Origin of the sequence: Micromonospora sp. NPDC005172 (assembly GCF_040608555.1) — a bacterium.
In the GTDB taxonomy this organism is placed as follows: domain Bacteria; phylum Actinomycetota; class Actinomycetes; order Mycobacteriales; family Micromonosporaceae; genus Micromonospora.
This window is the reverse complement of sequence record NZ_JBEXIL010000038.1, coordinates 24,452-49,079: the sequence shown is the minus strand read 5'-3', so window position 1 is coordinate 49,079 and position 24,628 is coordinate 24,452. Positions and strand designations below refer to the sequence as shown.

Here is a 24,628-nt window from a genome sequence, read left to right as displayed (position 1 = left end):
CCTTCCGTTCGCGACTGCGGGACTCCGCTTCGCTGCGTTCCTCGCGCTCACGAGGAGTAGGCCGAATTCTCGTGCACGTACGCGTGCGACAGGTCGTTGGTCCAGATCGTCGCGGCCGAAACGCCCGCGTGCAGGTCGATCCGGATGGTGACGTCCCGTCCGCTGAGGTCGGCCTTCGAACGGTCCTCGGCTCCGGCGCCGCCCCGGCACACCCACACCCCGTTGACGGCGACGTCCACCTCGTCCGGCTCGAAGGCGGCCGTGGTGGTGCCGACCGAGGCGAGAATCCGACCCCAGTTCGGGTCGTTGCCGAACAAGGCGGTCTTGACCAGGTTGCTGCGGGCGACCGAGCGGCCCACCTCGACCGCGTCGTCCTCGGTCGCGGCCCCCACCACGTCGATGGCGACCTGCTTGGTGGCGCCCTCCGCGTCGGCGATGAGCTGCTGCGCCAGGTCGTGACAGGCCGTCGTGACCGCGGCGGCCAGCTCGGCAGGGGTCGGCTCGATGCCACTCGCGCCGCTGGACAGCAGCAGCACCGTGTCGTTGGTGGACATGCAGCCGTCGGAGTCGACCCGGTCGAAGGTCACGCGGGTGGCCGCGCGCAGCGCCTCGTCCAGCGCCGCCGGCCCCGCCACCGCGTCGGTGGTGAGCACGCAGAGCATGGTCGCCATCCCGGGCGCGAGCATGCCGGAGCCCTTGGCCATCCCACCGACCGTCCAACCGCTGCCCCGAGCCACCGTGGTCTTCGGCCGGGTGTCGGTCGTCATGATGGCCTCGGCGGCGGCCGGGCCGCCGTCGCGTGAGAGCTGCCGGATGGCGGTACGGACGCCTGGGAGCAGCTTGTCCATCGGCAACCGCTCACCGATCAGCCCGGTGGAGCAGACCGCCACCTCGCCAGCCCCGAGGAGCAGCCGTGGGCTGACCGCGCTCAGCGCCGACGCGGTGTGCTCGGCCGTGGCGTGCGTGTCCTGGAAGCCGGCCTGGCCGGTGCAGGCGTTGGCGCCACCGGAGTTGAGCACCACGGCGCGCACCACACCGCCCTGCACGACCTGCTGGCTCCAGAGCACCGGCGCGGCCTTGACCCGGTTGGTGGTGAAGACACCGGCGACGCCGGCGTCCGGGCCGTCGTTGACCACCAGCGCGACGTCCGCGCCACCGCTTGTCTTCAGACCGGCGGCCACTCCGGCCGCCCGGAAACCCCGAGGGGTGGTGACACTCATGCGACTGGCCTTTCGTTCGCGACTGCGGGGCTCCGCTGCGCTGCACTCCTCGCGCTCAAGGGCTGACTCCCCAGATCGACAGGCCCGTCGTCTCCGGCAGGCCGAGCATCAGGTTGGCGTTCTGTACGGCCTGGCCGGCGGCGCCCTTGCCGAGGTTGTCCAGCGCGCTGAGCACGATCAGTCGACCCGAGTCGACGTCGACGGTCGCCTGGAGGTGACAGGAGTTGGAGCCCAGGGTGGCGGCCGTGTGGGGCCAGCGCCCCTCCGGCAGCACGTGCACGAACGGCGCGTCGGCGTAGGCCTGCGCCAGCACCTGCTGCGGGTCGACGCCACGGGCGGGCACGGCCGTGACCGTGGCGAGGATGCCGCGCGGCATCGGCGCGAGGACCGGGGTGAACGACAGGCCGGTCGCTCCGGAGGCCTGCTTGATCTCGGGTACGTGCTGGTGGGCGCCGACCCGGTACGGCGACAGGTCGCCCATCACCTCGCTGGCCAGCAGGTGCGGCTTGGCCGCCCGGCCCGCACCGGAGGTGCCGGAGGCGGCGACCACCACCACGTCGGCGGGGCTGGCCGCGCCGTCGGCGATCAGCGGCGCGAGCGCGAGGGTGATCGCGGCGGCGTAGCAGCCGGTGTTGGCGACCCGGGTGGAGCCGGCGATCAACTCCCGCTGGCCGGGCAGCTCGGGCAGGCCGTACGTCCACTGACCGGCGTGCGTGCCGCCGTAGTACTGCGCCCAGGCGTAGGGGTCGGCGAGCCGGTGGTCGGCACCCAGGTCGACGACACGCACCTCGGACGGGAGCTGGGCCGCGAGGGTCGCCGACTCACCGTGCGGCAGCGCCAGGAAGACCAGGTCGGCGTCGGCGAGCGTGGACGGGTCGGTCTCGCCGAGCACCAGGTCGAGCCCGGTGAGCTGCGGATGCACCACGTCGACGCGGTGGCCGGCCTGGCGGTGCGCGGTGGCGGCGACCAGGTCGAACTCCGGGTGCCCGGCGACCAGGCGCAGCAGCTCACCACCGGCGTACCCACTCGCCCCGGCGACCGCGACTCGAATCCCCATACCTACCTCCGCATGACTATGCAGAGGAGACTAGCAAGCGTGATTGTTTCCTGCAAGTTAATACAGGCGTCTGCATGACAATGAAGGCTGAGATCGCGCCCGTTGCGCCAGCACGCTTCGGCACTCAGCGTACGCAGTCTCTGCCGTGCCCCGTGACGATGCGTTCGACGGGTTGTCGAAAACGAATCGACTGAGTGGCCACTCAATCGACTAGCATCGTTATCCGACGGTGGTGGGCCGGCTGTCCGGTCCGCGTGGGGGCACCTGACGGAGGCGCGGTGAGGCTGTCGTTCGAGATCCTCGGTCCGGTCCGCGTCCAACGCGACGGCCAGCCCCAACGGGTGCCGGCCGGTCGACCTGCCGCTCTGCTGGTCACCCTGCTGCTGCACGCCGGCGCGCCCGTGCCCGTCGAACGACTTCGCGAAGAGTTGTGGGGCAGGTGTCCGCCGGCCTCGGCGGTGGCGAACCTGCGCAGCCACGCCAGCCAGCTACGCCACCTGCTCGACTCCCCCGGTCGTCCCGCCCGGCTGCACGCCGAGCACGGCGGTTACCTGCTGCGCGTCGAGCCGGGTGAGCTGGACGCCGCCGAGTTCGAACGGCTCACTACCGAGGGACACGCCGCCCGGATCGGCGGCGAGTCCGAGCTGGCCGCGACCCTGCTGGGCCGTGCGCTGGGGCTGTGGTCGTCGACCGACCCGTCCCCGGCGTACGGGCCGGCCACCGCGGACGCCTTCGACCGGCTGCGCGAGCGGCGGGCCGCCGCCCGGGAGACGTACGCGGCCTGCCGGCTGGACCTGGGTGACCCGGGGACGCCGGCGTTGCTGGCCCTGCTGCACGACCACGTCACCGAGCACCCGCTGCGTGAGCCGGCGTGGGCGCTGCTGATGACCGCCCTGCACCGCGCCGGCGATCAGACCGGCGCGGTGCGGACCTACCAGGCGGCGTGCCGGGCTCTGGACGGGGAGCTGGGCGTCGCGCCCGGGCCGGAACTGACCGAGCTGTACCGCGAGGTCCGCCGGCACGCGCCTCGGCCAGCGGTCCCGGCCCGGCGCCGCGCCGCCTCGCACACCCGTGACCGTGCGGACAGCCGTGACCGTGCGGTCGAGCCGCACGGGCCACGCGTACCGCACGAGCTGCCCTGTCCCACGGCCCCGTTCGTCGGCCGTCGCGCCGAGCTGGCCCGTCTACGCGACGCCCTGGTCGATGGCCGGCGGCAGCCGGTCACCGTCGCGGTCTTCGGCATGGCCGGCACCGGCAAGTCTGCCCTGGCCCTGCGCGCCGCCGCCGAGGCGCTGGACGCCTTCCCCGACGGACAGCTCCACCTCGACCTCGGTGGGTCGGTCGCGGGCACCCCGCCGCCGCCGTTACAGGTCGCCGCACGCGTCCTGCGGGCCCTGCACCCGGGCACCGACGAGCCGGCGCCGTCGGGCATCGCGGAGGCCCGGGCCCGCGTCCGGTCCCTGCTGTTCGACCGCCGGGTGCTGCTCGTGCTCGACAACGCCACCGACGCCGCCCAGGTCGACGGCCTGCTCCCGGTGCGCGGGGGATGCGCCCTGCTCGTGACCAGCCGCACGCCGATCACAAGCGACGCGCCGACGCTGCGGCTGGAGCCGCTGCCGGCCGCCGACGCGTTGGCGCTGTTGCGCGCCACCGCCGGCGACCGCCCGGTGGACGACGAGCCGGAGGCGGCCTCGGCGGTGGTCAGCCTCTGCGAGCGGCTGCCGCTCGCGCTGCGTACCGCGTCCGGTCGGCTCACCGAGGGGCCGCACTGGTCGTTGAGCCGGTTGGCACGGGTGCTGCGCGACGAGCGGTACCGGCTCGCCGAGACCGGGCTGGGCCCACGGCTCGGCGCGAGCTACCGGCGGCTCGGCGCGGCGGCCCCGATCTTCCGGCGGCTCGGCCGGGCCCACCCGGGGCCGGTCACCGCGGAGCTGACCGCCGCGCTCAGCGGAGCGCCGCCCGAGGACGCGGCGCGGGCGCTGGACTGTCTGGTCGCCGCCCAGCTCGCCGAACCGGCCGGCCCGGGACGCTTCCACATCGGTGACCTCGTCCGGCTCTACGCCGCCGAACTCGCCGCCGACGAGGCGGGTGGGGACCGCAACGGTCAGGCCGGGGCCGGCGCGTCCTGGCGGTAGCCCCGGGCCTGGAGGGTGAACAGTCGGGCGTAATCGCCGTCGGCGGCCATCAGCCGGTCATGGTCCCCGCACTCGACGACCTGCCCGTCGGCGAGCACCACGATGGTGTCGGCGTCCCGCACCGCGTTGAGCCGGTGCGAGATGAGCAGGCTGGTCCGACCCCGTCGCAACTCGCGCAGCCGCTGGTTGAGGTCGTGTTCGGCCTCCGCGTCCAGGCCCGAGCTGGGCTCGTCGAGCATCAGCAGGTCCCGGTCGGCGCGCAGGAAACCCCGGGCCAGCGCGACCCGCTGCCACTGACCGCCGGAGAGCACCACCCCCGCCTGCGGGTCGTCCCGGTCCGGGCCGTCGAAGAAGATCCGGGTCAGCAGGGTGTCGTAGCCACGGGGCAGCGCGGCCAGCGCGTCGTCGATGCCGGCGTGCCGGGCAGCGGTACGCAGCCGCTCCGGGTCGTCGCGCGCGCTCAGGTCGCCCAACGCGATGTTCTCCGCGGCGCTCAGGTCGTACGGCATGAAGTCCTGGAACACCGCGCCCAACCGCTCACGCAGCGCCGCCGGGTCGAGGTCGCGCAGGTCGACCCCGTCCCACCGGATGCTGCCGCGCTCCGGGTCGTAGAAGCGGCAGAGGAGTTTTACCAGCGTGCTCTTACCGGCGCCGTTGAGGCCGACCAGCGCGGTCGTGCCGCCGGCCGGCAGGTGCAGGTTCACGCCGCGCAGCACCCACGGGTGCTCCGGCGAGTAGCGGAACCACACGTCGCGCAGCTCGATGCCCTCGGTCAGTGGTGGCACCGGCCGCGGGCTGGCCGGCACCGGCAGGTCCGGCTGGACGTGGGCCACGTCGTCGTAGTGGTCGAAGAGCAGCAGCGCCTGGTGGATCGCGCCGAGCTGACCGACCAGGCCACCCAGCGCGCCCTGTACCCCGGGCACGGCGGCCAGGTAGATCACGACGTCGCCGGGGGTCAGCGCACCCGCACGGGCCATCGAGATCGTGTAGATCACGCCGACGCCGGCCACCGTGGCGCCGAGCAGGCCGAGCACCGCCTGGGCGCGTACCTCCCGACGGTCGAGTCGCTGCTCCACCCGGTGCATGCCGTGCAGCTCGTCGAGCATCCGGTCGCCGAAGAACCGGCCCAGGCCGAACAGCCGCACCTCCTTCGCGGCCGGTACGCCCACCAGCAACTGGGCGAAGAACAGATCCCGCCGCTGGAAGTGCTCCAGCCGCAGGATCATTGCCGCGCGGGCCCGGTTGAGCCGTAGCTGCATCCACAGGGTGGGCAGCGCGGCCAGGAGCACCAGCACCCCGATCAGGGGGTTGAGCACCAGCAGGACGCCGAGGAAACCCGCCACCGCCAGCACGCTCTGCACCGCGCCGAACGCGTTGCCGGTCAGCTGTGTGGGACCGATGTGGCCGGTCTGCTGGGCCGCCTGCAACCGGTCCTGGAACTCCGGATCCTCCAGCCGGACCAGGCCGACCAGGCGCTGCACCGCGGCGTACAGCCGGCGACGCACCAGCCGGGACACCGCTCGGGTCCGCTCGGCCGCCACGTAGGTGCGCAGGTGCGGCAGGACCGTGCCGAGCGCGGCGGCCACCGCCAGGCCGGCACCCAGGACGGTCAGCGGCACGCCGCCCGCCTCGCTGCCGGTGAGTCGGTCCAACAGCAGCTTGGTCAGCGCGGCGACGGCCACCGGGGTCAACCCGGCCAGGACCGCGAACACCAGGTCCGCGGCGGTTCCCGCCGGGGCGGCCCGCCAGGTCAGGCCGAGGGCCGCCCGGGCGTGCCGGGCGGCCCGTCGCGGCACCAGCCGGGGCCCGCTCACCGCGCCACCGGCAGGTCCAACCGGGCGATGCCGAACGCCGTCGACGCGACGATTCCGCGCTCGTCGAGCAGGCCGAACGCCGGGAAGCCCTTGACGCCGAACGCGAGCGGGAGCGCGCCGGTGCCGGGTTCGACGAAGACGGTCGCCAGGCCGGCGAACTGCTCGGCGTACGGCTGGGTCTCCGGGCCCTTGCCGACGACGACGATCCACACGTGCTCGGCGCCGCCGGGCATCGACCGCGCCCGGTCGACGAGCACCGGAAGCTGCTCCTCGCAGTGCTCGCAACTCGGTGACAGGAACGCCACCAGGGTCATCGGGGGCAGGTCGGCACGGGAGAACACCCGACCGTCCACGGTGGTCGAGACGAAGTCACCGGGGATCGCCCCCACCTCCAGCATCACCGCCGGCGGTTGGCCCTGCTGGTCGCTGAGCAGGTCGGAGTGCTCGCGCAGCCGCCGGATGACACCGAGCATCAGGACCAGGTTGAGCAGGCCGAGGGCGGCGACGAGGACGACGGCGACGGTCAACAGCGCCATGAGGACTCCTTCGGGTACGGGGATGCGATGCGAACGGGGGTCAGTGCCGTCCAGCGGGCCGGGACGGCCGCGAGGGCGTGGGAGCGAAGAGGGCGACCAGGTCGTCGAGGCGGACCACCACGGCGGCGAGCGGAACCGCGACGCCCGCGGCGAGCAGCAGGGTCGGCGCGGACGGTGGTGGCCCGGTGGCGGTGGCCCAGCCGAGCAGACCGAGGAGCGCGACCACGGCGAGGAGGACGTTGCGCGCCACGTGCCGGGCGCCGACCGGCGCGTCGGCGGCACCGAAGCAGCGGCAGGCCGGACGGGCGCCCCGGCGCAGCGCCCTGACGATCGCGGCGGTCAGCACACCGAGCAGCCCGGCGGCGAGCAGCAGCCCGATCGGCGCGGTCCGCCCGACGGCGACCAGCAGCACCACGGCGGCCTCGGTGGCGACCGCGAGGCGGGCGACCGGCCCGGTCCAGCGCCTCGGTACGCCGAACTGGCCGACCGAGCCGACGAACTCGGCGAATCCCTCCCGGGTCCGCAGCTTGCCGACGACCGCGGCGAGGAACACGAGGGCCAACAGCAGCCGTGCGGTCACTTCCAGGGCTCGCATCCGTGCACCACCTCCTTGCCGGGAGGCCCACGCTAGGAGCGGTGGATACATCGCGAATACATCGAGCACCGTCGACGTCATGCGCGGCTGTACCGGCGGTGTACCGGCCCGCCGTAGCGTCCCGACACACAGATCGATCTCGGGAGGAGGTGAACGAATGTTCCGTCGACTGGAGACCCTGGGCGAGCGGATGCTGGGTGTGTTCGTCCCGAAGGTGACGGCAGCCGCCGGCTGTCCGCCGGACCCGTACTGCGCGCTCTGTGGCACCTGCTACTTCAAGCGGTGCAGCACGAACGGCGCCTGCAAGACGACCTGCGGCACCTGCGGTTACTACTGCAGCGCGGGCGTGAGCACGATGTCCGCCCTCTGCTGAGGCGGTGACGGCGTGCCGTCCGGCTTTCGGCCGGGCGGCACGCCGTTCTGCGTGGTGGTGCCGATGTGCTGGTCAGCTCGGACGCGGTCGCGGCCGGACCAGCACGCCGAGCACGTCCGGCTCGGCGAAGTAGCCACACTCGCGGGAGTCGTAGCTCTGCGACGGGTTGTCGCCGAGCAGCACCAGCCGGCCGGCCGGCACGTTCCGCTCACCGCCCTGGCGCAGCAGTGGCACGCGGTCCACCGGCACCGGGTCGCCCGGCACCGCGTACGCCCGCTTGATCAGCAGCCCGGGCGTGCCCGCCGCGTCGGCGTCCACGGGTCGCCCGGCGGTCATCTGCGCCGGCGCCACCACCACGACCACGTCGCCGGGACGGACCCGGGCCAGCGGCACCCGCCGGGCCAGCACCCGGTCGCCGGAGCGCAGGGTCGGCTCCATGCTCCGGCCCACGACCGCGACCAGCAGTAAGTGCCGGCGGGCCCAGAGCAGGCCGGCGGTGGCCACCGCGAACACGGCGGCCACCGCGAGCCATCCCAGCACCGGCATGGTCAGGCGCCGCGCAGGGTCGCGCCGAAGCGCTCCGCCGCGACCGCGACCGCCGCGTCCCGCGCGGCCAGCGCCTCCTCGACCGTGAGCGTCCGGTCCGGCGCACGGAACGTCAGCTTGTACGCCAGCGACCGACGCCCCTCGCCGAGCTGCGCGCCGGAGTACACGTCGAACAGCCGCACGTCCTCCAGTAGCTCCCCAGCACCCGTCTCCAGCGCCCGGCGCACCTGCTCGGCCGGGACCGCGTCGTCCACCACCAACGCCACGTCGATCAGCGCCGGCGGGAACCCGGACACCGTCGGCGCGGGCATCACCGGCACCGGCGGCAACACGTCGAGGTTCAGCTCCATGGCGCAGGTGCGGCGGGGCAACTCCAACGCCGCCACCGCCGCCGGGTGCAGCTCACCGGCGTAGCCGACCACTGTGTCGTCGACCCGCAGCTCGGCGCAGCGGCCCGGGTGCCACGGCGCGTACTCGGCGGCGCGGACCTCGACCCGCTCGTCGGGGACACCGGCGGCGGCCAGCACGTCGCGGGCCGCCTCGGTGGCGTCCGCCCAGCCGGCCGGCCGGCCCGCGCCCCACCAGCCGGCAGGGTCGAGATCGCCGGCCAGCACCGCCGCGACGTGCACCGGCTGCGCCGGCACCACCGCGTCGGCGGCGGCGAACTCCTCGTCGGTGGGTCGCCGGTCCACGCCCATCGGCGGCGGGCTGCCGGCGTCGGGGCGCGGGTGGAAGACCGCGCCGATCTCGTAGAGGGCCAGGTCACGGTGACCCCGCCCGAGGTTGCGCTTGAGGATGCCCAGCAGCGGGCCGAGCAGCGTGGTGCGCAGCAGCGGCTCCTCCTCGGACAGTGGGTTGGCGAGGCGCACCGCGGTCCGGCGCGTGTCGTCGGCGGGCAGGCCGAGCTGGTCGGCCAGCTCCGGCGACACGAACGGGTGCGCGAGCACCTCCACGTATCCGCGCTCGGCCAGCGATACCGCCACGGCCCGTCGGCGACGCTGGCGCGGGGTCAGGCCACTCCCGGGCGGCGCGCTCGGCAGCACCGACGGCACCTTGTCGTACCCGTCGAGGCGGACGACCTCCTCGACCAGGTCGGCCGGGTCGGTCAGGTCGGGCCGCCAGCTCGGCGGGGTGACGCTGAGCACCGTGCCGGCGCCGCTGGCCGTGCCGACCGCGCCCGGGTCCTCGGACAACCGGTCCGCGCCCTGCGCGACCGTGCAGCCCACCTGCTCCAGCAGGGCGACGACCCGTGCCGGCGGGTACTCGACGCCGACCCGCCGGGTCGGCAGGTCCGCCGGCAGGGTGATGGGGGTACGCGGCCGGACGTGGTCGATGTCCAGGATCTCCGCGCTCGGGGTTCCGCCACCGTGCTCGGTGAGCAACCGAACGGCACGCTCCAGCGCGACCAACGCCACGGCCGGGTCCACACCCCGCTCCCAGCGCTTCGCGGCCTCGCTGAACAGCTTGTGCCGGCGGGCGGTGCGCCCGACCATCGCCGGGTCCCAGTGGGCCGCCTCGAAGAGCACGGTGGTGGTGACGCCGGTGACGACCTCGCTGGTCTCGCCGCCCATCACCGCCGCGAGCGAGATGGGGACGCCGGCGCCCTCGCCCGCGAGGGGGTTGTCCAACCCAGCGTCGCAGATGACCATGTCGTCGGCGGTGAGGACGCGGTTGACCCCGTCCAGGGTGGTCAGCTTCTCCCCCGCCTCGGCACGCCGGACCACCAACGGCCCGACGATCCGATCGGCGTCGAAGGCGTGCATCGGCTGGCCCAGTTCCAGCATCACGTAGTTGGTGATGTCGACCGGCAGCGAGATGCTACGGATGCCGGCGGTGACGAGCCGCTGGGCCATCCACGACGGCGTGGGCGCGGCCGGGTCGACGCCGCGGACCAGGCGGGCGGTGAACCGGTCGCAGCCGACCGTGTCGCGGACCTGGACCGGGTACGCCGGCGCCTCGGTGCCACTCGGAGCAGGCACCAGGGCGGGGTCACGCAGCGGCACGTCGAACGCGTGCGACAACTCCCGGGCCAGGCCGCGCAGGCTCAGCGCGTACCCCCGGTCGGGGGTGATCTCCAGCTCGAACACGACGTCGTCGAGGCCCACGACGGGCCGCGCGTCGTCACCCGGCTTGGCGGCCCCGTCCGGCGGCAGCACGATGATGCCCGAGTGGTCGTCGCCCAGGCCCAGCTCCTTCGCCGAGCAGATCATGCCGGCCGAGTTGTGCCCGTACGTCTTGCGGGCGCCGATCGCGAAGCCACCGGGCAGCACACCACCGGGCAGGATCACCACCACCCGGTCACCGACGGCGAAGTTACGCGCCCCGCAGACGATCTCCTGGGGCTCGCCGGTGCCGTTGGCGGAACCCACGTCCACCCGGCAGAACCGGATCGGCTTCTTGAAGCCGGTCAGCTCCTCGATCTCGCGTACCTCGCCGACGACGAGCTGACCGGTGACGCTCTCGCGCAGGTCCACCACGGACTCGACCTCGATGCCGAGGTCGACGAGTGCCTGCTCCAGGTCACCGGTGGGCAGGTCGGCGGGGAGATCGACGTACTCCCGCAGCCAACTGACAGAAACTCGCATGACGTCAGACCACCGTTCCCGTGTCTCGTACCCGCATCGCCTACGCCCCGGTCCCGAGCGCGCGGCTGAACCGCACGTCGCCCTCGAAGAGATGGCGGATGTCGCTGACCCCGTGCCGGACCATCAGGGTCCGGTCGATACCCATCCCGAAGGCGAAGCCGGAGTAGACCTCCGGATCGACGCCGCAGGCGCGCAGCACCCGCGGGTTGACCATCCCGCAGCCACCCCACTCGACCCACTGCGGGCCGTCGCGGTGCTCCGGGAACCACACGTCGAACTCCGCCGACGGCTCGGTGAACGGGAAGTAGTGCGGACGCCACCGGGTCTTCGCCTCCGGGCCGAACATCGCCCGCGCGAAGTGGTCGAGGGTGCCCCGCAGGTGCGCCATCGTGATGCCCTTGTCGACGACGAGCCCCTCGGCCTGGTGGAACACCGGGCTGTGCGTGGCGTCGATCTCGTCGGTGCGGTAGACCCGGCCGGGGACGATCACGTAGATCGGCGGCTTGCGGCTGAGCATCGTGCGGGTCTGCACCGTCGAGGTGTGCGTTCGTAGCACCAGGCCGGAGCCCTCCGGTGCGATGTGGAACGTGTCCATCAGCCCGCGTGCCGGGTGGTCGGCGGGAATGTTCAACGCGTCGAAGTTGACCCACTCCAGGTCGACCTCGGGCCCCTCGGCCACCTCGTAGCCCATCCCGACGAACAGGTCGCTTATCGACTCCATCAGGGTGCTCAGCGGATGCCGGGCACCCCGGGGACGCCTGTCGTACGGCAGGGTGACGTCCACCCGCTCCTCGACGAGCACCCGCTCGGCCTGCTCGCGCTCCACCACCTCGGCGCGCTCGGCGTACGCGGACTCGATCGCCCGGCGGGCCTCGTTGACCCGCTTGCCGGCGTCGGACTTCGCGGCCGGCGGCAACGCGCCGATCTCCCGGCGTGCGAGGGAGACCGGGGACCGGTCACCGAGGTGCACGGATCGCAGCGCGGTCAACGCGTCCGGATCGGCAGCGGACTCGAACGCCTTCGTGGCGTCCGCGACGGCCTCGGCCAGGGCGGCGGGGTCGAGCAGGGCGACCTGCTTCGGGTCGTACGGATCGTTGCGGTAGCTCATGGCGTACGGGCACTCCCTCACGGCGGCGCCAGCCCTCAGCGGGGCGGCGAAGCGAGTCTACGGACGCGCGGCTGTGCCGCAGCCCGCCGGTAGGAGTTGCGCAGGAAGCAGGTCAGGCCCGCCGCCCGCCGACACCGGCGGGCTGGCTAAACGAACGCCGTGACGCGTTCATGGACGGACAATCTCCCCTGCTGTCAGTCGCGCCGGGTGTGGACACCCTCAGCGCTGTGCTCTCGCTGAAGCGTACAGGCAGACGGCCGCTGCGGCAGCCAGGTTGAGGCTCTCCGCGCGCCCGTACAGCGGCACCCGCACCCGGGCGTCGGCGGCGGCGGTCAACGCCTCGGGCAGCCCGTGCGCCTCGGAGCCGAACAGCCAGGCGGTGGGCCCGACGAGCCGACCGTAATCGGTCAGGTCGTCCAGGTCGCTGTCGCCGTACCCGGTGGTGGCGAAGATCGACAGGCCGGCGGCCCGGAGCGCGTCGACCACCGCGAGCGGGTCGGGCGCGCGGACCACGTCGACGTGGAACAGGCTGCCGGCCGAGGCGCGGACACACTTGCCGTTGTACGGGTCGACGGCGTCCCCGGCGAAGACCACCGCACCCGCGCCGGCGGCGTCGGCGGTGCGCAGCACGGTGCCGGCGTTACCCGGGTCGCGGATCTCGGCGAGCACCGCCACCAGCCGGGGAGCACCCGAGAGGGCCTGCTCCAACGACACGTCGAGGTGCCGGCAGACAGCGACCAGCCCCTGCGGGGCGACGGTCTCGGCCAACGCGGCGACCGCGTCATCGGTCACCTCGGAGACCGGCACGTCGGCCCGGGCCGCCGTGGCGGCCAACTCCGGATGCCGGTCCAGCGCTGCGGGCGTACCGAAGAGTTCGGTGACCACACCCGGCCGCGCCAGGGCCTCGCGGACCGCCTGCGGGCCCTCGGCCAGGAAACGGCCGGTGGCATCGCGGTCCCGGCGGCGTTGCAGACGGCGGGCGGCGACAACCCTGGGGGTACGCGGGGTGAAGGCCATGATGTGCGCTCCTTCGGCACGATCGAGGCGCCCCCCGGACGGCGGTGCCGACGCGGGAGACGCCTCGCTCTGGTGCGTGGGGATCAGGCGGCCTGAGCCGCCGCGCCACCGGTGCCCTCGGCCGTGACCGCGGCCCGGGCCAGCTCGACGATCGCCGCGAACGAGGCGGCGTCGTTGACGGCCATGTCGGCCAGGATCTTGCGGTCGACCTCGATGCCGGCCAGACGCATGCCCTGGATCAGACGGTTGTAGGTCATCCCGTTGGCCCGGGCGCCCGCGTTGATCCGCTGGATCCACAGCTGCCGGAAGTCGCCCTTGCGGTCGCGACGGTCCCGGTAGGCGTACTGCATCGAGTGCAGCACCTGCTCCTTGGCCTTGCGGTACAGCCGGGAGCGCTGACCGCGGTAACCACTCGCGGTCTCCAGCAGGGTACGACGCTTCTTCTGGGCGTTTACAGCCCGCTTGACGCGTGCCATCTCAACTCCTAGTTAGGTAAGGTGGCGCGCGTCAGCGGCCGAGCAGCTTCTTGATGCGCTTGACGTCAGCCTTGGCCACCTCGACCGTGCCGGTCAACCGGCGCGTACGGGTGGAGGACTTACCCTCCAGCAGGTGGCGCTTGCCAGCCTGCTCGGCCACGATCTTGCCACGGCCGGTCACCTTGACCCGCTTGCCCATACCCGTGTGGCTCTTCATCTTCGGCATGTGGAACGTCTTCTCCCTGTTACTTGCCGCTGGTTTCGGCGGCGGTGCCGGTGTCACCGGCCGTTGCGGTCTCGCCGGCCGTTGCGGTCTCATCGGCCGTTGCGGTCTCATCGGCTGCCGAAACGGCCGACTCGTCCACTGCCCGGTCCCGAGGTGCACCGCGGGACGCCGTGGCGGCGACCGCGGAGGCCTTGACGGCCCGAAGCGGAGCGAGAACCATGATCATGTTTCGGCCGTCCTGCTTCGGAGCGGCCTCGACGTATCCCAGGTCCGTGATCTCGGATTCGAGCCGACGCAGGAGCCGGTAACCCAGCTCCGGGCGACTCTGCTCGCGACCGCGGAACATGATCGTCACCTTGACCTTGTCGCCCGCCTTGAGGAACCGCACCACGTGACCCTTCTTGGTCTCGTAGTCGTGCGGGTCGATCTTCGGCCGAAGCTTCATTTCCTTGATGACGGTCTGCTGCTGGTTACGCCGCGCTTCGCGCGCCTTGAGTGCGCTCTCGTACTTGAACTTGCCGAAGTCCATGAGCTTGCACACCGGCGGGCGCGCCATCGGCGCAACCTCGACCAGGTCCAGATCGACGTCCGCGGCCAGCTGAAGGGCGCGCTCCAGCGGGACGATGCCCACTTGCTCACCCTCGGGACCGACCAGTCGGACCTCACGTGCCCGGATCTGCTCGTTCACGCGTGGTTCGACGCTGATGGGGCCTCCTCGAGTCGTTTCTGCTCAGGTGCCGACCCCTGCGGCTCCCGGATGGGAACCGACCCGGAAAACAGAAGGCCCCGGCATATGCCAGGGCCCGCTCGACCGGTCGGCACGATCACAGGATCGCGCATCCGGGACCGGGACATGCCCGGAACCGGTGACCGGACCCGGCCACCGTAGCGACTCGGGTGGGAGCAGGCGCTCCGCTTTCGAGGCTGTCTGCTCGCACGCGGAGACAGCCTGGTCGACTCGACAACACTACACCGTCGCCCCGCCCACTCCCAAACCGGACACCCACCCGGCATCGCCCAGCCGACGATGCTCGGGCCGCGCTGGGCCGGCGCCGGGCCGGCGCTGGGCTCGTGATCCTGCGCTGGCGCCCCAAGATCTGCACAGTTTCCCGGAAGTTGCTGCTTCTCGACGGCCGGAGGCAGCAACTTCCGGGAAGTTGCTGCCTCCGAGCGAGAAATCGGCGCGGCGCGGCGCGCCCGCGAGGGGCGGCTCAGGTGCCGACGGCGCGTTCGGCGAGGCGGGCCAGGTGGGCCTCGTGCAGCCGGCGCAGGGCGCGGACCCCGTCGACGGCCAACTCCTTGTCGGCCGCCTGGAGCGCGACCAGCGGCAGCAGGTCGTCGTCGTACAGCTCGAGACTGGCCCACGGCGCGCCACGATCGAAGCGAACGCCCCGGACGACCTCCCAGGGCAGCTCGTAGGAGCTGATGACGTTACGCACCCGGATGCCCCGCCCGTCCGCTTCCACGCGGGGGCGGGTGAACAACAGGAAACCCAGCGCGCCGAAGATGCCGAGGCCGATCATGGCGATCTGGTCACCGCGCTGGAAGCTGCCGTACCCGTCGCCGGTCGACCCGGTCAGCGAGGTGGCCACCAGGGCGAACACCACCACCAGCACGATCGCCGCCGACCAGCACACCACCCGGATGCGGCGAGGCTTGAGGCGGACCAGTTCGGTGTCACTCACCCCATCAGTCTGCCACTCGCCTACGCGCGCGGGACGCACCACCCGCCGAGGCACCGACGGGGATCACCCAGTGTTCTGGCCGAGGATCCGTCGTCGCAGATCACGTCGCCGGCACCCCAGCCTGCACGGGTCGAGGCTGGCGCGAGCGCCGTCGGCGCGCCCCTGGTCGAGTTCGATGACGACGACCGTGGCGCCCAGGGTGGTCAGCTGGGCTCAGAGCATGATCAGCAGGTCAGGACGCCCTCAGCGAGTTCCAGGAGTTTGTCGCCAAACTTCTGCTCTCCGTTGTTCTGCATCGTGGGGAACTCAAGCAGGTCGGCGATCGCCTGGACCCAGTGTTGTTTCTGTTCGTGGGTTAGTCGGCCGCGGTTGAGTTCGATGAAGGTGTTGGCGTCGGCGAACTGTCCTGCCTTTATGTCGTCGATGACGGTGAGCACTGATGCGCTGATGTCGGTGGTGCCGACCGCGGCGACCATGGCAGCCAGGCGTCCGGTGGTGAGGCCGCCGTCAAGGTCGGCATTGAGCTGTCCGGCGGTGTCGAGTGTGCCCACAGCGGTGAGCAGTGTCGCGGGTTTGTCCGCCGCGTCGGCCAGGGCGTAGTCGAAGACGATGTCGGCGTGGCCTGTCGCGCCGAACTCGAGGATCGGTGCGTAGCGGCTCAGGTCGGGCTGGTCGGGTACCCGTTCGATCATCTGCTCGACGTGGGCCAGGCTGTCCCGCATGTGCTGCGCTGACCAGCGCTCGCGCGCTTTGGCGAACACACGACGGGCGGTGGTGAGGTCGGGCGCCCAGATCAGCTCGCCGAGGGTGTCGTCGATTCGCGTGACGACGTTGGTGCGGCGGGCGAGTGCGGCGGCAACGCGCAGGGCATCGGGAGTGATGTCCGGCCAGAGGCGCCCGGACGGGGTGGCCTCCCACCAGGAGGACTCAAGACCGGCACTGACGCTATCGGGCCGTCGCAGGGTCGGGTTCAGAATCGTGGCGCCGTAACGCTGGACCACGATGAGCAACTCGGCGTCGATCGCGTTGCGGGCGACCACGACCGGCAGTCGGTCACGTTGTGCGAGTTGCTCGAGCAGATAGTTCAGAGCCTTGATGTCCGCCTCGTCCGCGGACGCGCCAGGACGCGCGGAGGCGAGTAGAACCACCGGGTGGTCGACGTCGGCCGCCCCAGCCAACTGCGAGATCAACTTCTGCAATGCCGGCGCGGCGGACCTGCCGATCACGTACACGTTAGGATGCTGCTCGGCGACCCCACCGGACAACCGCACCGACCAACTCGGCAGCCCGACCGCCTCCACACTCACCGGCTGTGTCGGACGTTGGATCTCGTCCGACAGCGGAATGAGCGTCAACAAGGACCTGTCGAGGGGCAGCCGACCCAACAGACCGGTCTGTGGGTCGACAACGGCGACTCCACGCTCATCGCGGATGCCAACAAGGACGTGGCTGACCTGACCCTCGGGCCGGCCCACGGTGATGAATGCCCGCGATCCGGGAAGAGCCCTCCGCAGCGCCTGCAGCGCCGACTCGATGGTCGGAATTTCGTACACCCGCTGCTGACCACCGGTCAGCCCCAACACTTGCTGCTGATAATTGAGCAGATCATCGCCGAGCAACGGCGGGGTGGTCGCGGCCTCGTAGACGAGCCCATTCTCCCGGAACGACAAATCCACCGACAGTGCCGCGATGACACAGTTGGTCGCGTAAGCGCCGCCAGCGTCACGACCCGGATTGATGTTGGCCAGCCAAGGGTACTGCGCGTGCAGCAACTCGTTCGTGTAGTCGGACGGCACCTCCCGCGTCTCCACGTCAACGCCAATCCACCCGAAGCGTGTGGCGCGGACAGCCGACACTCGCGCTTGATCAATTTCGGTCTCACTGTCACTGTTCGCGCTACCCAGCTCTTGATCATGCGAATAGGTCACATCCCAGTAGCCGTTCAGACCCCGCGCGCTTCGCCCTTGCGATCCAGCTGGCACCTCCCGAAACTCCGGCGGCTTTGGAAGCCGCTGCGTCAGGCGGCGGCCAACCTCGAAGAGATCCTCGCTGCCCTGGTCGGGAAATGCGTTGAGTTTCGGAATCGCCCCCTTCATCTTGAGGAAGTAGTGACCGACGGTGGTCGAACTGGGCGACCACGGCCAGGCGTCCACAACCAACGAATTCGGGTGCCCGGGGTGACCAACCAGGACGTACACATGTTCGACAGGGTGCCAAACCACGGTTATGGGAACGCCCCGCATCTGCGGTTTATTCCACAGCAGGCAGAATGCTACCGACGCATACTCTTCACAGTTCCCACCGCGGAACCAAGTGGCCATATAGGCGTTCCAACCCCTCCTTTGAAGCAAACTCAAATCGCTCACGCTTTGCCGAAGATAAGATTCATTTCGAATTTCATCATTCACTAAATTGGACACTCGACGGCCATACTTGTCGGCGGTGCGGTAATTGTTGGACGGCCCATATCGCAGACGCCGCCTCACCTCGGCGATGACATCGCGGGCGACGTCGCGTGATACGCGGCGCCAGGTATCCTCGAACGTCTTGCCCCCCGCCACAACGTCGGCCAACCCGTCCATCTGCGTGGCGTTCCGCTCAAGCGTCGTGATCTGCCTCTGCATTGCATCACTGACGGCCCTCAACAAGGTACTCAGCAACACGCGAGGACTGTCACGATTTTGCAACTCACGACCTAGCCTGACGAAAGCAGCTTGCTGCTGCCTGTTCCGCGCTGGCCGGCCGCTCAGATCGATGTACTCAAGCAGCTGTCGAGCGAAATCGTGATGCGACCGAGGGATCCACCGCACCACCAATTGCGTCAAGCTGTCGCGCGCCCCATGATCCCCCCACACCCCTGTCCGTAGCTGCTCCAGATCGGTGTTTCGCTGGCGCCCGAGCTCGGCTGCTCTCTGGCGCAGGTCTTGAACGACCACTTTGGCTTGATTTACCACCCCGTCCCATGTTTGCTCGAATACCCTATTCAACGCAACGTGGTGCTCGAAGACTTCGTCTTCCATTGTGGTGGAATTTTGCGTTTGCAGGTGGCGGGTCCGCAGAAACAAGGTGGTGGCCTCGACGAGCGGCTCGAATTCTCCCTCGACGGCCAATCCGTGCAAAGAATCGACGGCGTCGTCGACTCTGACGCGAGCCTCGTTCACGTCGTTGTAAGCCCGGTTGAGCGGTATGCTGCCAGTCGAGCGCCGGGACGTGCCGTGCAGCGGAAACGGCACGCCGGTGATGGTGGGGACGTCATCGACGGACGGGGCGAGAGAGTCCAGCGCGCCGGCTGTGGGGGCTTGTTCGCCGACGAGCACTCGACCGTGGTCGTCGGTCAGCGCCACTCCCAGACCACGTCGAGCCTCCGACAACCGCGGGCGGTGTTGGATTACCTTTGCGGTCCGGTGTCCCTGCACCGCCGGCGCCTGCGGGGCGTCGATGTACTCACGAACCCAGCCCCAGGAGAAGAGGCGTAGACGACCGTCGGCGTCGAGTACCGTGCGACCTACCAGCACCTCGGTGCGCTCATCGTCTGTCGCTGCGGACGTGAGATGTTGCACGTAGGCGGTGCCGCCCATAGCGAGGACCCGGGGGTACGTCGGTGCAAGCGTCGCGAACAGTCTGGCGGCGAAGTCGTCAAGAATCGTAGGTGTTTCGGCCGCGCCACACTGCACGAGGACGATCGTCTTGCCGTGTGATCGAGGGTCTGCGGCGATCACTTCCCATAGCTTGACAACGGTGAGAAGTCGCTCGCCGAGGCCAGGGCCGTCCAGGTCGCCGTGAACGAAGACCGGGTATTCGTCGTCGGCGGCGTGGAAGGCATCAGCGGCGGCAATTTGCGCACCCTGATCAGAGGTCAAAAGTCTCAAGCCCGGACGCTCGAGGTAGGTGACCGCGAGCGCAGCACTGTCCGAGACGACGGCCTCAAGCGGCGTGGTCGCCAGGGCGGTGGCCTTGTTCGACATTCGGGCGGGAGCGATGCTCAGGGCGCCCGGCCGTCGAGGCAGAGTCGCGGCCCGTAGGCCCGATGGGGTGTCGTGTAGGAGTCCGACGCCTCCGGGGAACTGTAGTGCCAGCACCGTCGCGGCAGTTTCGTCGCCGCGCGCGCCGATCGTGACCAGCCCAGCCTCACCGGGTTCCAGGGCCATCAGGGCGCGCAGCAGGCCGTTCACCTCACCCACGACAGGCGAAGCCTCTCCGACCACGGTGGTGAGTTCGTCGATACCAGCGATGCCGCCGACCCGGTCGATGAGGTTGTCCAAGATGGGCCGTGGGATGCCCAACTCGGCCCGGTCGGCCTCGATCAACCGGACCTGGCTGAGCATTGGTGGGCCGGTCAGTACCTGCGGCAGGCCGCCGCCAAGGTCACCATCGGTGGCCGGATGCTCGGTGAGCAGATGAGGGTCCGGCAATACCAGTACGTACTCCGCGTCAGCCGACGCCAGCGCCGGACGTCCCTGGGCATCGATCGCCACTACCACCCGCTCAGGCGGACTCCCAGCGAGCCGATCACCGGGGACAAGTACGGGCAGGCCGAGCTTGTCCGCCCGAGCGACTGCGCCGGCCATGTCGAGTTTCGTCACCACTGACATTGCCGACCCGTCTACCATTTGCGCCACCACGGCCAGCGGTTGCGCCAGCAGCACGTCACGGACCACTGCGGACCCGACCGCCTCCGGTGCCACGTGGAGCAGGTGTGCGCCGGGTACCGCCTGGGCCTGGAACACCTCAAGCGGCACCGAGCCCTGCTCCAGGCTCACATACACGCCCTTCGGCAGCCAGGTCAGCGAGAACTCACGACATTCGTCCATGACCGTCTATTCCCCTCGTGCGCGTGGGTACGGGCGCCATCATTCGGCCTGTCGACTGCTGGGGCACTGGTCCGACCAAGCCGGCGAGCAGTCAGAGGCGGCAGGCGTGGATGTTGGTCACCAGGATGGCGCGGGCCCCGAGGTCGTACAGCTCGTCCATGATCCGGTGCACGTCGTCGCTGAGCACCATGGCCTGCACGGCCACCCAGCCCTCGCGGTGCAACGGCGAGACGGTGGGTGACTCGATGCCGGGGGTCAGCCCACTGGCCCGGTCCAGCAGACCGGCCGGCACGTCGTAGGCGAGCATCACGTAGCGGCGGGCCACCAGCACGCCGTGCAGGCGGCGCATCAGCTGCTCGGCCTGGGCGTGGGCGGGCGCGCCGGCACGGCGGACCAGCACCGCCGACGAGAGCAGCAGCGGCTCGCCGAACACCACGAGGCCCGCCTGACGCAACGTCGCGCCGGTCTCCACCACGTCCGCGATCACGTCGGCGACACCGAGGCGTACGGCGTTCTCCACGGCGCCGTCGAGGCGGATGACCTCGGCCTTGACGCCCGCCTCGTCGAGGTGCCGCTCGACGAGCCCCGGGTAGGCGGTGGCGATCCGGTGCCCGCCGAGCTCCTGCACGGAGGCGATGTCGTCGGGGCGGGCGGCGAAGCGGAAGGTGGCCCGGCCGAAGGCGAGGTCGACGACCTCCTCGGCGGGTGCGGCCGAGTCGATCAGCAGATCGCGGCCGGTGATGCCGAGGTCGAGGTCACCGGAGCCGACGTAGGTGGCGATGTCCTTGGGACGCAGGTAGAAGAATTCGACGTCGTTGCCCTCGTCGCGGCAGACGAGGTCCTTGGGGTCGGTGCGCTGGCGGTAGCCCGCCTCGCGCAGCATCTGGGCGGCCGGCTCGGCGAGGGTGCCCTTGTTGGGGATGGCGACACGCAACATGACGGAGTGCTCCTTCGATCGATTCTGATCAACGACGGGGCGCACTCACAGATGTCGGTAGACGTCCTTCAGTTCGAGACCGCTGGCGAGCATCAGCACCTGGACCTGGTAGAGCAGTTGGGAGATCTCCTCGGCGGTGCGCTGGGGCCCCTCGTGCTCGGCGGCCATCCACGACTCGGCCGCCTCTTCGACGACCTTCTTGCCGATGAAGTGCACGCCCTTGTCCAGCGCGGCGACGGTGCCCGAGCCCGGGGTGCCGGCGGCGGCCTTGGCCTGCAGCTCGGCGAACAACTCCTCGAACGTCTTCACGGGGAACGATTCTTCCAGCCGCCGGGCCGGGGCCCCGAGTCCGGGTCCGACCCAACCCAGCAGGCGGACAATTCCCTACCATCGCGGTGGGAAGATCTTCGATCGATGCTCGTTGAGCTTTACGCTGTCCGCCATGGCCAGCCGCTCGCGTCTCATCGCGCTCACCCTCGCCGGCACCGTCGTCGCCGCCATCGCCGGATGCGCGCCGCAGGACGAACCGACCCCCACCGTCACCGCCGCTCCGTCCTGCGCCAAGGACAGCCTGCCCACCCGTACGCCGGGCAAGCTCACCATCGCCACCGACCAGCCGGCCTACGAGCCGTGGTTCCGGCAGGACAAGCCGGACAACGGGGAGGGCTTCGAGGCCGCCGTCGCGTACGCGGTGGCCGAGAAGCTGGGCTACGCCCGGGGCGACGTCACGTGGACGCGGGTCAAGTTCGACACGGCGATCGCGCCCGGCCCCAAGAGCTTCGACTTCGACATCAACCAGTTCTCCATCACCGAGGAGCGCAAGCAGGCGGTGGACTTCTCCGCGCCGTACTACCTGGTGCGGCAGACCGTCATCGCGCTCAAGTCGTCGAAGATTGCCGGCAAGACCGCCCTGGCCGACCTGCGCGGCGCCAAGCTCGGCGCCCAGGTGGGCACGACCAGCTACCAGGCGATCACCGAGGTGATCAAGCCGACGGCTAAGCCGCAGGTCTACAACAGCAACGACGACGCCAAGAAGGCCCTGCAGAACGGGCAGATCGACGGTCTCGTGGTGGACCTGCCGACGGCCTTCTACATCACCGGCGCGGAGATCACCGACGCGGTGATCGTCGGGCAGGTGCCGCAGGTGGGCGTGCCGGAGGTGTTCGGGCTGCTGCTGGACAAGAACTCACCGCTGACCCGCTGTGTGAGCGGCGCGGTCGGTCAGCTCAGCGAGGCCGGCACGCTGAGGGAGTTGGAACAGAAGTGGCTCGCGCAGGTGGCAGGGGCGGCCGAGCTGAAGTGACGCCGCGGGACCACACCCCCTCCGCGGCGCAGGTCCGGCGGTCGGCGTACCGGCGTCGACAGACCGTCTACAGCGTGCTGATCGCGGCCTCCTCCACGGCGGCGCTCGGCACGTTGCTGGTGGTCGCGGTGACCGGCGCGCCGGGCTGGGACCGGGTACGGCGATCGTTCCTGGACCCGAGGATCGCCGCCGACGCGTTGCCGGCCGTACTGGACGGGCTCTGGCTCAACGTACGGCTGCTGGTCTGCTGCGCGGCCGGCGCGCTGCTGCTCGGGCTGGTGATCGCCGTGCTGCGGACGCTGCGCGGCCCGATCTTCTTTCCGGTACGGGCGCTGGCCGCCGGCTACACGTACACGTTCCGCGGCCTGCCGTTGATCATCGTGCTCTACCTACTCACCCTCGGCGTGCCCGGGTTGCGGCTGCGGGGCATGCCGTCGATGCTGGTGCTGGGCGGAATCGCGCTGGTGCTCACCTACGGCGGCTACCTGGCCGAGGTGTTCCGGGCCGGCATCGAGTCGGTGCACCCCAGCCAACTCGCCGCGGCTCGTTCGCTGGGTCTGACCTACCGGCAGACGATGCGGCACGTGGTGCTGCCGCAGGCCGTCCGCCGGGTGGCGCCACCGCTGCTCAACGACGTGGTGGCCCTGCAGAAGGACGTCGGGCTGGTCTCGCTCGCCGGTCCGATCGACGCGGTACGCGCCGCCCAGATCGCGACCGCCCAGTCGTTCAACTACACCCCGTACGTCGTGGCGGGCGTGCTGTTCGTGTTGCTCGCGATCCCGCTGATCGCGGTCACCGACTGGGTGACGCTGCGCTCGGCCCGTCGGCAGTCGGGAGGCTGACCGTGACGCTGCTGCGCTGTCGTGGCTTGCGCAAGGAGTACGGGGGCCACGTCGTGCTGGACGGGCTCGACCTGACGGTCGCCGAGCGCCGGGTGGTGGCCCTGATCGGGGCGTCCGGGTCGGGCAAGTCGACTCTCCTGCGGTGCGTGAACCTCCTCGACGAGGTGGACGACGGCACCATCGAGCTGGACGGGGAGGACATCTCCGACCCGCGTGTCGACGCCGACCGGGTACGTCGACGGATCGGCATGGTGTTCCAGGCGTACAACCTGTTTCCGCACCTGAGCGTGCTGGACAACATCACCCTCGCGCCCCGGCGCGTGCACCGACGTTCCCGTGCCGAGGCCGAGGCCCAGGCCCGCGACCTGCTCGACCGGGTGGGTCTGGGCGCGAAGGCGCACGCCTATCCGGACGGTCTCTCCGGTGGGCAGCAGCAGCGGGTGGCGATCGTCCGGGCGCTGGCCAACTCGCCCCGGCTGATGCTGCTCGACGAGGTCACCTCGGCGTTGGACCCGGAACTCGTCGGCGAGGTGCTGACGATGATCCGGGATCTGAAGGCCGACGGCATGACCATGGTGCTGGCCACCCACGAGATGGGCTTCGCCCGCGAGGTCGCCGACGAGGTGTGTTTCCTCGACGCCGGGCGCGTCGTCGAGAGCGGCCCGCCGGAGCAGGTGCTCGGCGAGCCGACGCAGCCCCGGACCCGCCAGTTCCTGCGCCGGATCATCGAGGCCGGCCGCCTCTGACGAGCCGGACACCAAAGGCCCGGCCACCGCCCGAGGCCCGGCCACCGCCGAAGACCCTGCCACCGCCCGAGGCCGGGCCACCGCCGGAGAGCGGACGGCCGACCGAGGGGCGGTCAGCCGCCGAAGCCGACCCGCTGGGCGTTGCCGGCGGCGACCGTACGCACGGCCAGCGCGGCGTCGAGCGCCGCGACGGTCGCCGCCCAGCCCTTGTCCTCCGCCGAGCCGGGCAGCCCCGCCCGGTCCCGGGCCTGCTCGATGGTCTCCACGGTGAGCACACCGTGCGCGACCGGCTTGCCCTCGTCCAACGCCACCCGGGTCAGCCCGTCGGTGACCGAACGGCACACGTAGTCGAAGTGGGCGGTCGCGCCGCGCACGACCACGCCGAGCGCGACCACCACGTCGCAGCGGCGCGCGAGGGCCTGGGCGACGACGGGCAGCTCGACCGAGCCGGCGACGCGGGCGACCACGGATCGCGCGCCGCACGCCTCGGCGGCCGCGACCGCGCGCTCCAGCATGTGGTCGGTCAGGTCGCCGTGCCAGCGCGCGGCCACCACGCCGACGGTCAGCCCCGCGGCGTCCACCGCGTCGACTCCCGGCTCACCGAAACCCGCCATCG

Annotated in this window: 22 protein-coding genes; 5 read left to right on the top strand and 17 right to left on the bottom strand. The window is 71.0% G+C overall.

The features are described 5' to 3' along the window. Nucleotides 1–47: 47 nt before the first annotated feature. Together argJ and argC are read right to left on the bottom strand one after the other, a co-directional pair. Nucleotides 48–1,220, bottom strand: coding sequence for a bifunctional glutamate N-acetyltransferase/amino-acid acetyltransferase ArgJ (gene argJ / locus ABZV06_RS23510; RefSeq protein ID WP_355243275.1), 1,173 nt, complete (start codon nt 1,218–1,220; stop codon nt 48–50). Between the two features lie 55 nt (nt 1,221–1,275). Next, a complete protein-coding gene (gene argC, locus ABZV06_RS23505; RefSeq protein ID WP_355624229.1) occupies nt 1,276–2,277 on the bottom strand; it encodes an N-acetyl-gamma-glutamyl-phosphate reductase in 1,002 nt (333 codons plus the stop codon). A 278-nt stretch (nt 2,278–2,555) separates the two neighbouring features. On the opposite strand from argC, the gene ABZV06_RS23500 reads away from it, so the two are divergent. Then, entirely contained in the window at nt 2,556–4,412 is a 1,857-nt protein-coding gene (locus ABZV06_RS23500) for a BTAD domain-containing putative transcriptional regulator (RefSeq protein WP_355624226.1), read from the top strand. On the opposite strand, the gene ABZV06_RS23495 is transcribed toward ABZV06_RS23500, so the two are convergent. From ABZV06_RS23495 to ABZV06_RS23485, 3 genes are read right to left on the bottom strand one after another with little or no spacing between them, the layout of a single operon-like run. After that, complete coding sequence (locus tag ABZV06_RS23495) at nt 4,382–6,226, bottom strand: ABC transporter ATP-binding protein (protein ID WP_355243266.1); 1,845 nt, start codon at nt 6,224–6,226, stop codon at nt 4,382–4,384. The two genes, ABZV06_RS23500 and ABZV06_RS23495, sit on opposite strands and share 31 nt — an antisense overlap. Continuing rightward, nucleotides 6,223–6,762 (bottom strand): hypothetical protein, encoded by a 540-nt coding sequence (locus tag ABZV06_RS23490; protein ID WP_355624223.1) that lies wholly within the window; start codon nt 6,760–6,762, stop codon nt 6,223–6,225. Before ABZV06_RS23490 ends, ABZV06_RS23495 begins: the two co-directional genes overlap by 4 nt. A gap of 40 nt (nt 6,763–6,802) precedes the next feature. Beyond that, nucleotides 6,803–7,357: a MauE/DoxX family redox-associated membrane protein gene (locus ABZV06_RS23485; RefSeq protein ID WP_355624220.1), complete on the bottom strand. Its 555-nt coding sequence runs from the start codon at nt 7,355–7,357 to the stop codon at nt 6,803–6,805. 157 nt (nt 7,358–7,514) lie between these two features. Between ABZV06_RS23485 and ABZV06_RS23480 the strand changes: the two genes are divergently transcribed. Then, a complete protein-coding gene (locus tag ABZV06_RS23480) occupies nt 7,515–7,730 on the top strand; it encodes a hypothetical protein (RefSeq protein ID WP_355243257.1) in 216 nt (71 codons plus the stop codon). Between the two features lie 72 nt (nt 7,731–7,802). Here ABZV06_RS23480 and ABZV06_RS23475 read toward each other — a convergent pair whose 3' ends face one another. The 11 genes from ABZV06_RS23475 to ABZV06_RS23425 form a co-directional block, all read right to left on the bottom strand. Beyond that, entirely contained in the window at nt 7,803–8,276 is a 474-nt protein-coding gene (locus tag ABZV06_RS23475) for a S26 family signal peptidase (protein WP_355624217.1), read from the bottom strand. Between the two features lie 2 nt (nt 8,277–8,278). After that, nucleotides 8,279–10,861 carry a phenylalanine--tRNA ligase subunit beta gene (gene pheT, locus ABZV06_RS23470; RefSeq protein WP_355624214.1) on the bottom strand — a complete coding sequence of 861 codons (2,583 nt, stop codon included), beginning with the start codon at nt 10,859–10,861 and terminating at the stop codon, nt 8,279–8,281. A gap of 40 nt (nt 10,862–10,901) precedes the next feature. Next, a complete protein-coding gene (pheS, locus tag ABZV06_RS23465) occupies nt 10,902–11,969 on the bottom strand; it encodes a phenylalanine--tRNA ligase subunit alpha (protein WP_355243249.1) in 1,068 nt (355 codons plus the stop codon). A 219-nt stretch (nt 11,970–12,188) separates the two neighbouring features. Next, nucleotides 12,189–12,986 carry an RNA methyltransferase gene (locus ABZV06_RS23460; protein ID WP_355624211.1) on the bottom strand — a complete coding sequence of 266 codons (798 nt, stop codon included), beginning with the start codon at nt 12,984–12,986 and terminating at the stop codon, nt 12,189–12,191. An 83-nt stretch (nt 12,987–13,069) separates the two neighbouring features. Further along, nucleotides 13,070–13,462, bottom strand: coding sequence for a 50S ribosomal protein L20 (gene rplT / locus ABZV06_RS23455; protein WP_355624208.1), 393 nt, complete (start codon nt 13,460–13,462; stop codon nt 13,070–13,072). A 31-nt stretch (nt 13,463–13,493) separates the two neighbouring features. Further along, a complete protein-coding gene (rpmI, locus tag ABZV06_RS23450; RefSeq protein WP_110566082.1) occupies nt 13,494–13,688 on the bottom strand; it encodes a 50S ribosomal protein L35 in 195 nt (64 codons plus the stop codon). 19 nt (nt 13,689–13,707) lie between these two features. Continuing rightward, nucleotides 13,708–14,376, bottom strand: a complete 669-nt coding sequence (gene infC, locus ABZV06_RS23445; protein WP_355624205.1) for a translation initiation factor IF-3 — start codon at nt 14,374–14,376, stop codon at nt 13,708–13,710. A gap of 523 nt (nt 14,377–14,899) precedes the next feature. Further along, nucleotides 14,900–15,373 (bottom strand): PH domain-containing protein, encoded by a 474-nt coding sequence (locus ABZV06_RS23440; RefSeq protein ID WP_355624202.1) that lies wholly within the window; start codon nt 15,371–15,373, stop codon nt 14,900–14,902. 224 nt (nt 15,374–15,597) lie between these two features. Next, a complete protein-coding gene (locus tag ABZV06_RS23435) occupies nt 15,598–20,184 on the bottom strand; it encodes a hypothetical protein (RefSeq protein WP_355624199.1) in 4,587 nt (1,528 codons plus the stop codon). Between the two features lie 91 nt (nt 20,185–20,275). Then, the gene (hisG, locus tag ABZV06_RS23430) at nt 20,276–21,121 is read right to left on the bottom strand and encodes an ATP phosphoribosyltransferase (RefSeq protein WP_355243233.1); all 846 of its coding nucleotides are present in this window, start codon (nt 21,119–21,121) and stop codon (nt 20,276–20,278) included. 45 nt (nt 21,122–21,166) lie between these two features. Beyond that, a complete protein-coding gene (locus ABZV06_RS23425) occupies nt 21,167–21,430 on the bottom strand; it encodes a phosphoribosyl-ATP diphosphatase (protein ID WP_089016570.1) in 264 nt (87 codons plus the stop codon). A 133-nt stretch (nt 21,431–21,563) separates the two neighbouring features. Between ABZV06_RS23425 and ABZV06_RS23420 the strand changes: the two genes are divergently transcribed. From ABZV06_RS23420 to ABZV06_RS23410, 3 genes are read left to right on the top strand one after another with little or no spacing between them, the layout of a single operon-like run. After that, nucleotides 21,564–22,424 (top strand): ABC transporter substrate-binding protein, encoded by an 861-nt coding sequence (locus ABZV06_RS23420; protein ID WP_355243229.1) that lies wholly within the window; start codon nt 21,564–21,566, stop codon nt 22,422–22,424. Beyond that, a complete protein-coding gene (locus ABZV06_RS23415; protein ID WP_355624196.1) occupies nt 22,421–23,266 on the top strand; it encodes an amino acid ABC transporter permease in 846 nt (281 codons plus the stop codon). Before ABZV06_RS23420 ends, ABZV06_RS23415 begins: the two co-directional genes overlap by 4 nt. A gap of 2 nt (nt 23,267–23,268) precedes the next feature. After that, nucleotides 23,269–24,012, top strand: a complete 744-nt coding sequence (locus ABZV06_RS23410; RefSeq protein ID WP_355624193.1) for an amino acid ABC transporter ATP-binding protein — start codon at nt 23,269–23,271, stop codon at nt 24,010–24,012. A gap of 113 nt (nt 24,013–24,125) precedes the next feature. On the opposite strand, the gene ribH is transcribed toward ABZV06_RS23410, so the two are convergent. Beyond that, complete coding sequence (gene ribH / locus ABZV06_RS23405; protein ID WP_151487814.1) at nt 24,126–24,626, bottom strand: 6,7-dimethyl-8-ribityllumazine synthase; 501 nt, start codon at nt 24,624–24,626, stop codon at nt 24,126–24,128. Nucleotides 24,627–24,628 lie beyond the last annotated feature (2 nt).

Excerpts from the sequence above, each read along its gene's own strand:
- argJ (WP_355243275.1), bottom strand. The coding sequence starts at position 1,220 with ATGAGTGTCACCACCCCTCGGGGTTTCCGGGCGGCCGGAGTGGCCGCC.
- argC (WP_355624229.1), bottom strand. The coding sequence starts at position 2,277 with ATGGGGATTCGAGTCGCGGTCGCCGGGGCGAGTGGGTACGCCGGTGGT.
- ABZV06_RS23490 (WP_355624223.1), bottom strand. The coding sequence starts at position 6,762 with ATGGCGCTGTTGACCGTCGCCGTCGTCCTCGTCGCCGCCCTCGGCCTG.
- ABZV06_RS23485 (WP_355624220.1), bottom strand. The coding sequence starts at position 7,357 with ATGCGAGCCCTGGAAGTGACCGCACGGCTGCTGTTGGCCCTCGTGTTC.
- ABZV06_RS23480 (WP_355243257.1), top strand. The coding sequence starts at position 7,515 with ATGTTCCGTCGACTGGAGACCCTGGGCGAGCGGATGCTGGGTGTGTTC.
- ABZV06_RS23475 (WP_355624217.1), bottom strand. The coding sequence starts at position 8,276 with ATGCCGGTGCTGGGATGGCTCGCGGTGGCCGCCGTGTTCGCGGTGGCC.
- pheT (WP_355624214.1), bottom strand. The coding sequence starts at position 10,861 with ATGCGAGTTTCTGTCAGTTGGCTGCGGGAGTACGTCGATCTCCCCGCC.
- pheS (WP_355243249.1), bottom strand. The coding sequence starts at position 11,969 with ATGAGCTACCGCAACGATCCGTACGACCCGAAGCAGGTCGCCCTGCTC.
- ABZV06_RS23460 (WP_355624211.1), bottom strand. The coding sequence starts at position 12,986 with ATGGCCTTCACCCCGCGTACCCCCAGGGTTGTCGCCGCCCGCCGTCTG.
- rplT (WP_355624208.1), bottom strand. The coding sequence starts at position 13,462 with ATGGCACGCGTCAAGCGGGCTGTAAACGCCCAGAAGAAGCGTCGTACC.
- rpmI (WP_110566082.1), bottom strand. The coding sequence starts at position 13,688 with ATGCCGAAGATGAAGAGCCACACGGGTATGGGCAAGCGGGTCAAGGTG.
- ABZV06_RS23435 (WP_355624199.1), bottom strand. The coding sequence starts at position 20,184 with ATGGACGAATGTCGTGAGTTCTCGCTGACCTGGCTGCCGAAGGGCGTG.
- hisG (WP_355243233.1), bottom strand. The coding sequence starts at position 21,121 with ATGTTGCGTGTCGCCATCCCCAACAAGGGCACCCTCGCCGAGCCGGCC.
- ABZV06_RS23420 (WP_355243229.1), top strand. The coding sequence starts at position 21,564 with ATGGCCAGCCGCTCGCGTCTCATCGCGCTCACCCTCGCCGGCACCGTC.
- ribH (WP_151487814.1), bottom strand. The coding sequence starts at position 24,626 with ATGGCGGGTTTCGGTGAGCCGGGAGTCGACGCGGTGGACGCCGCGGGG.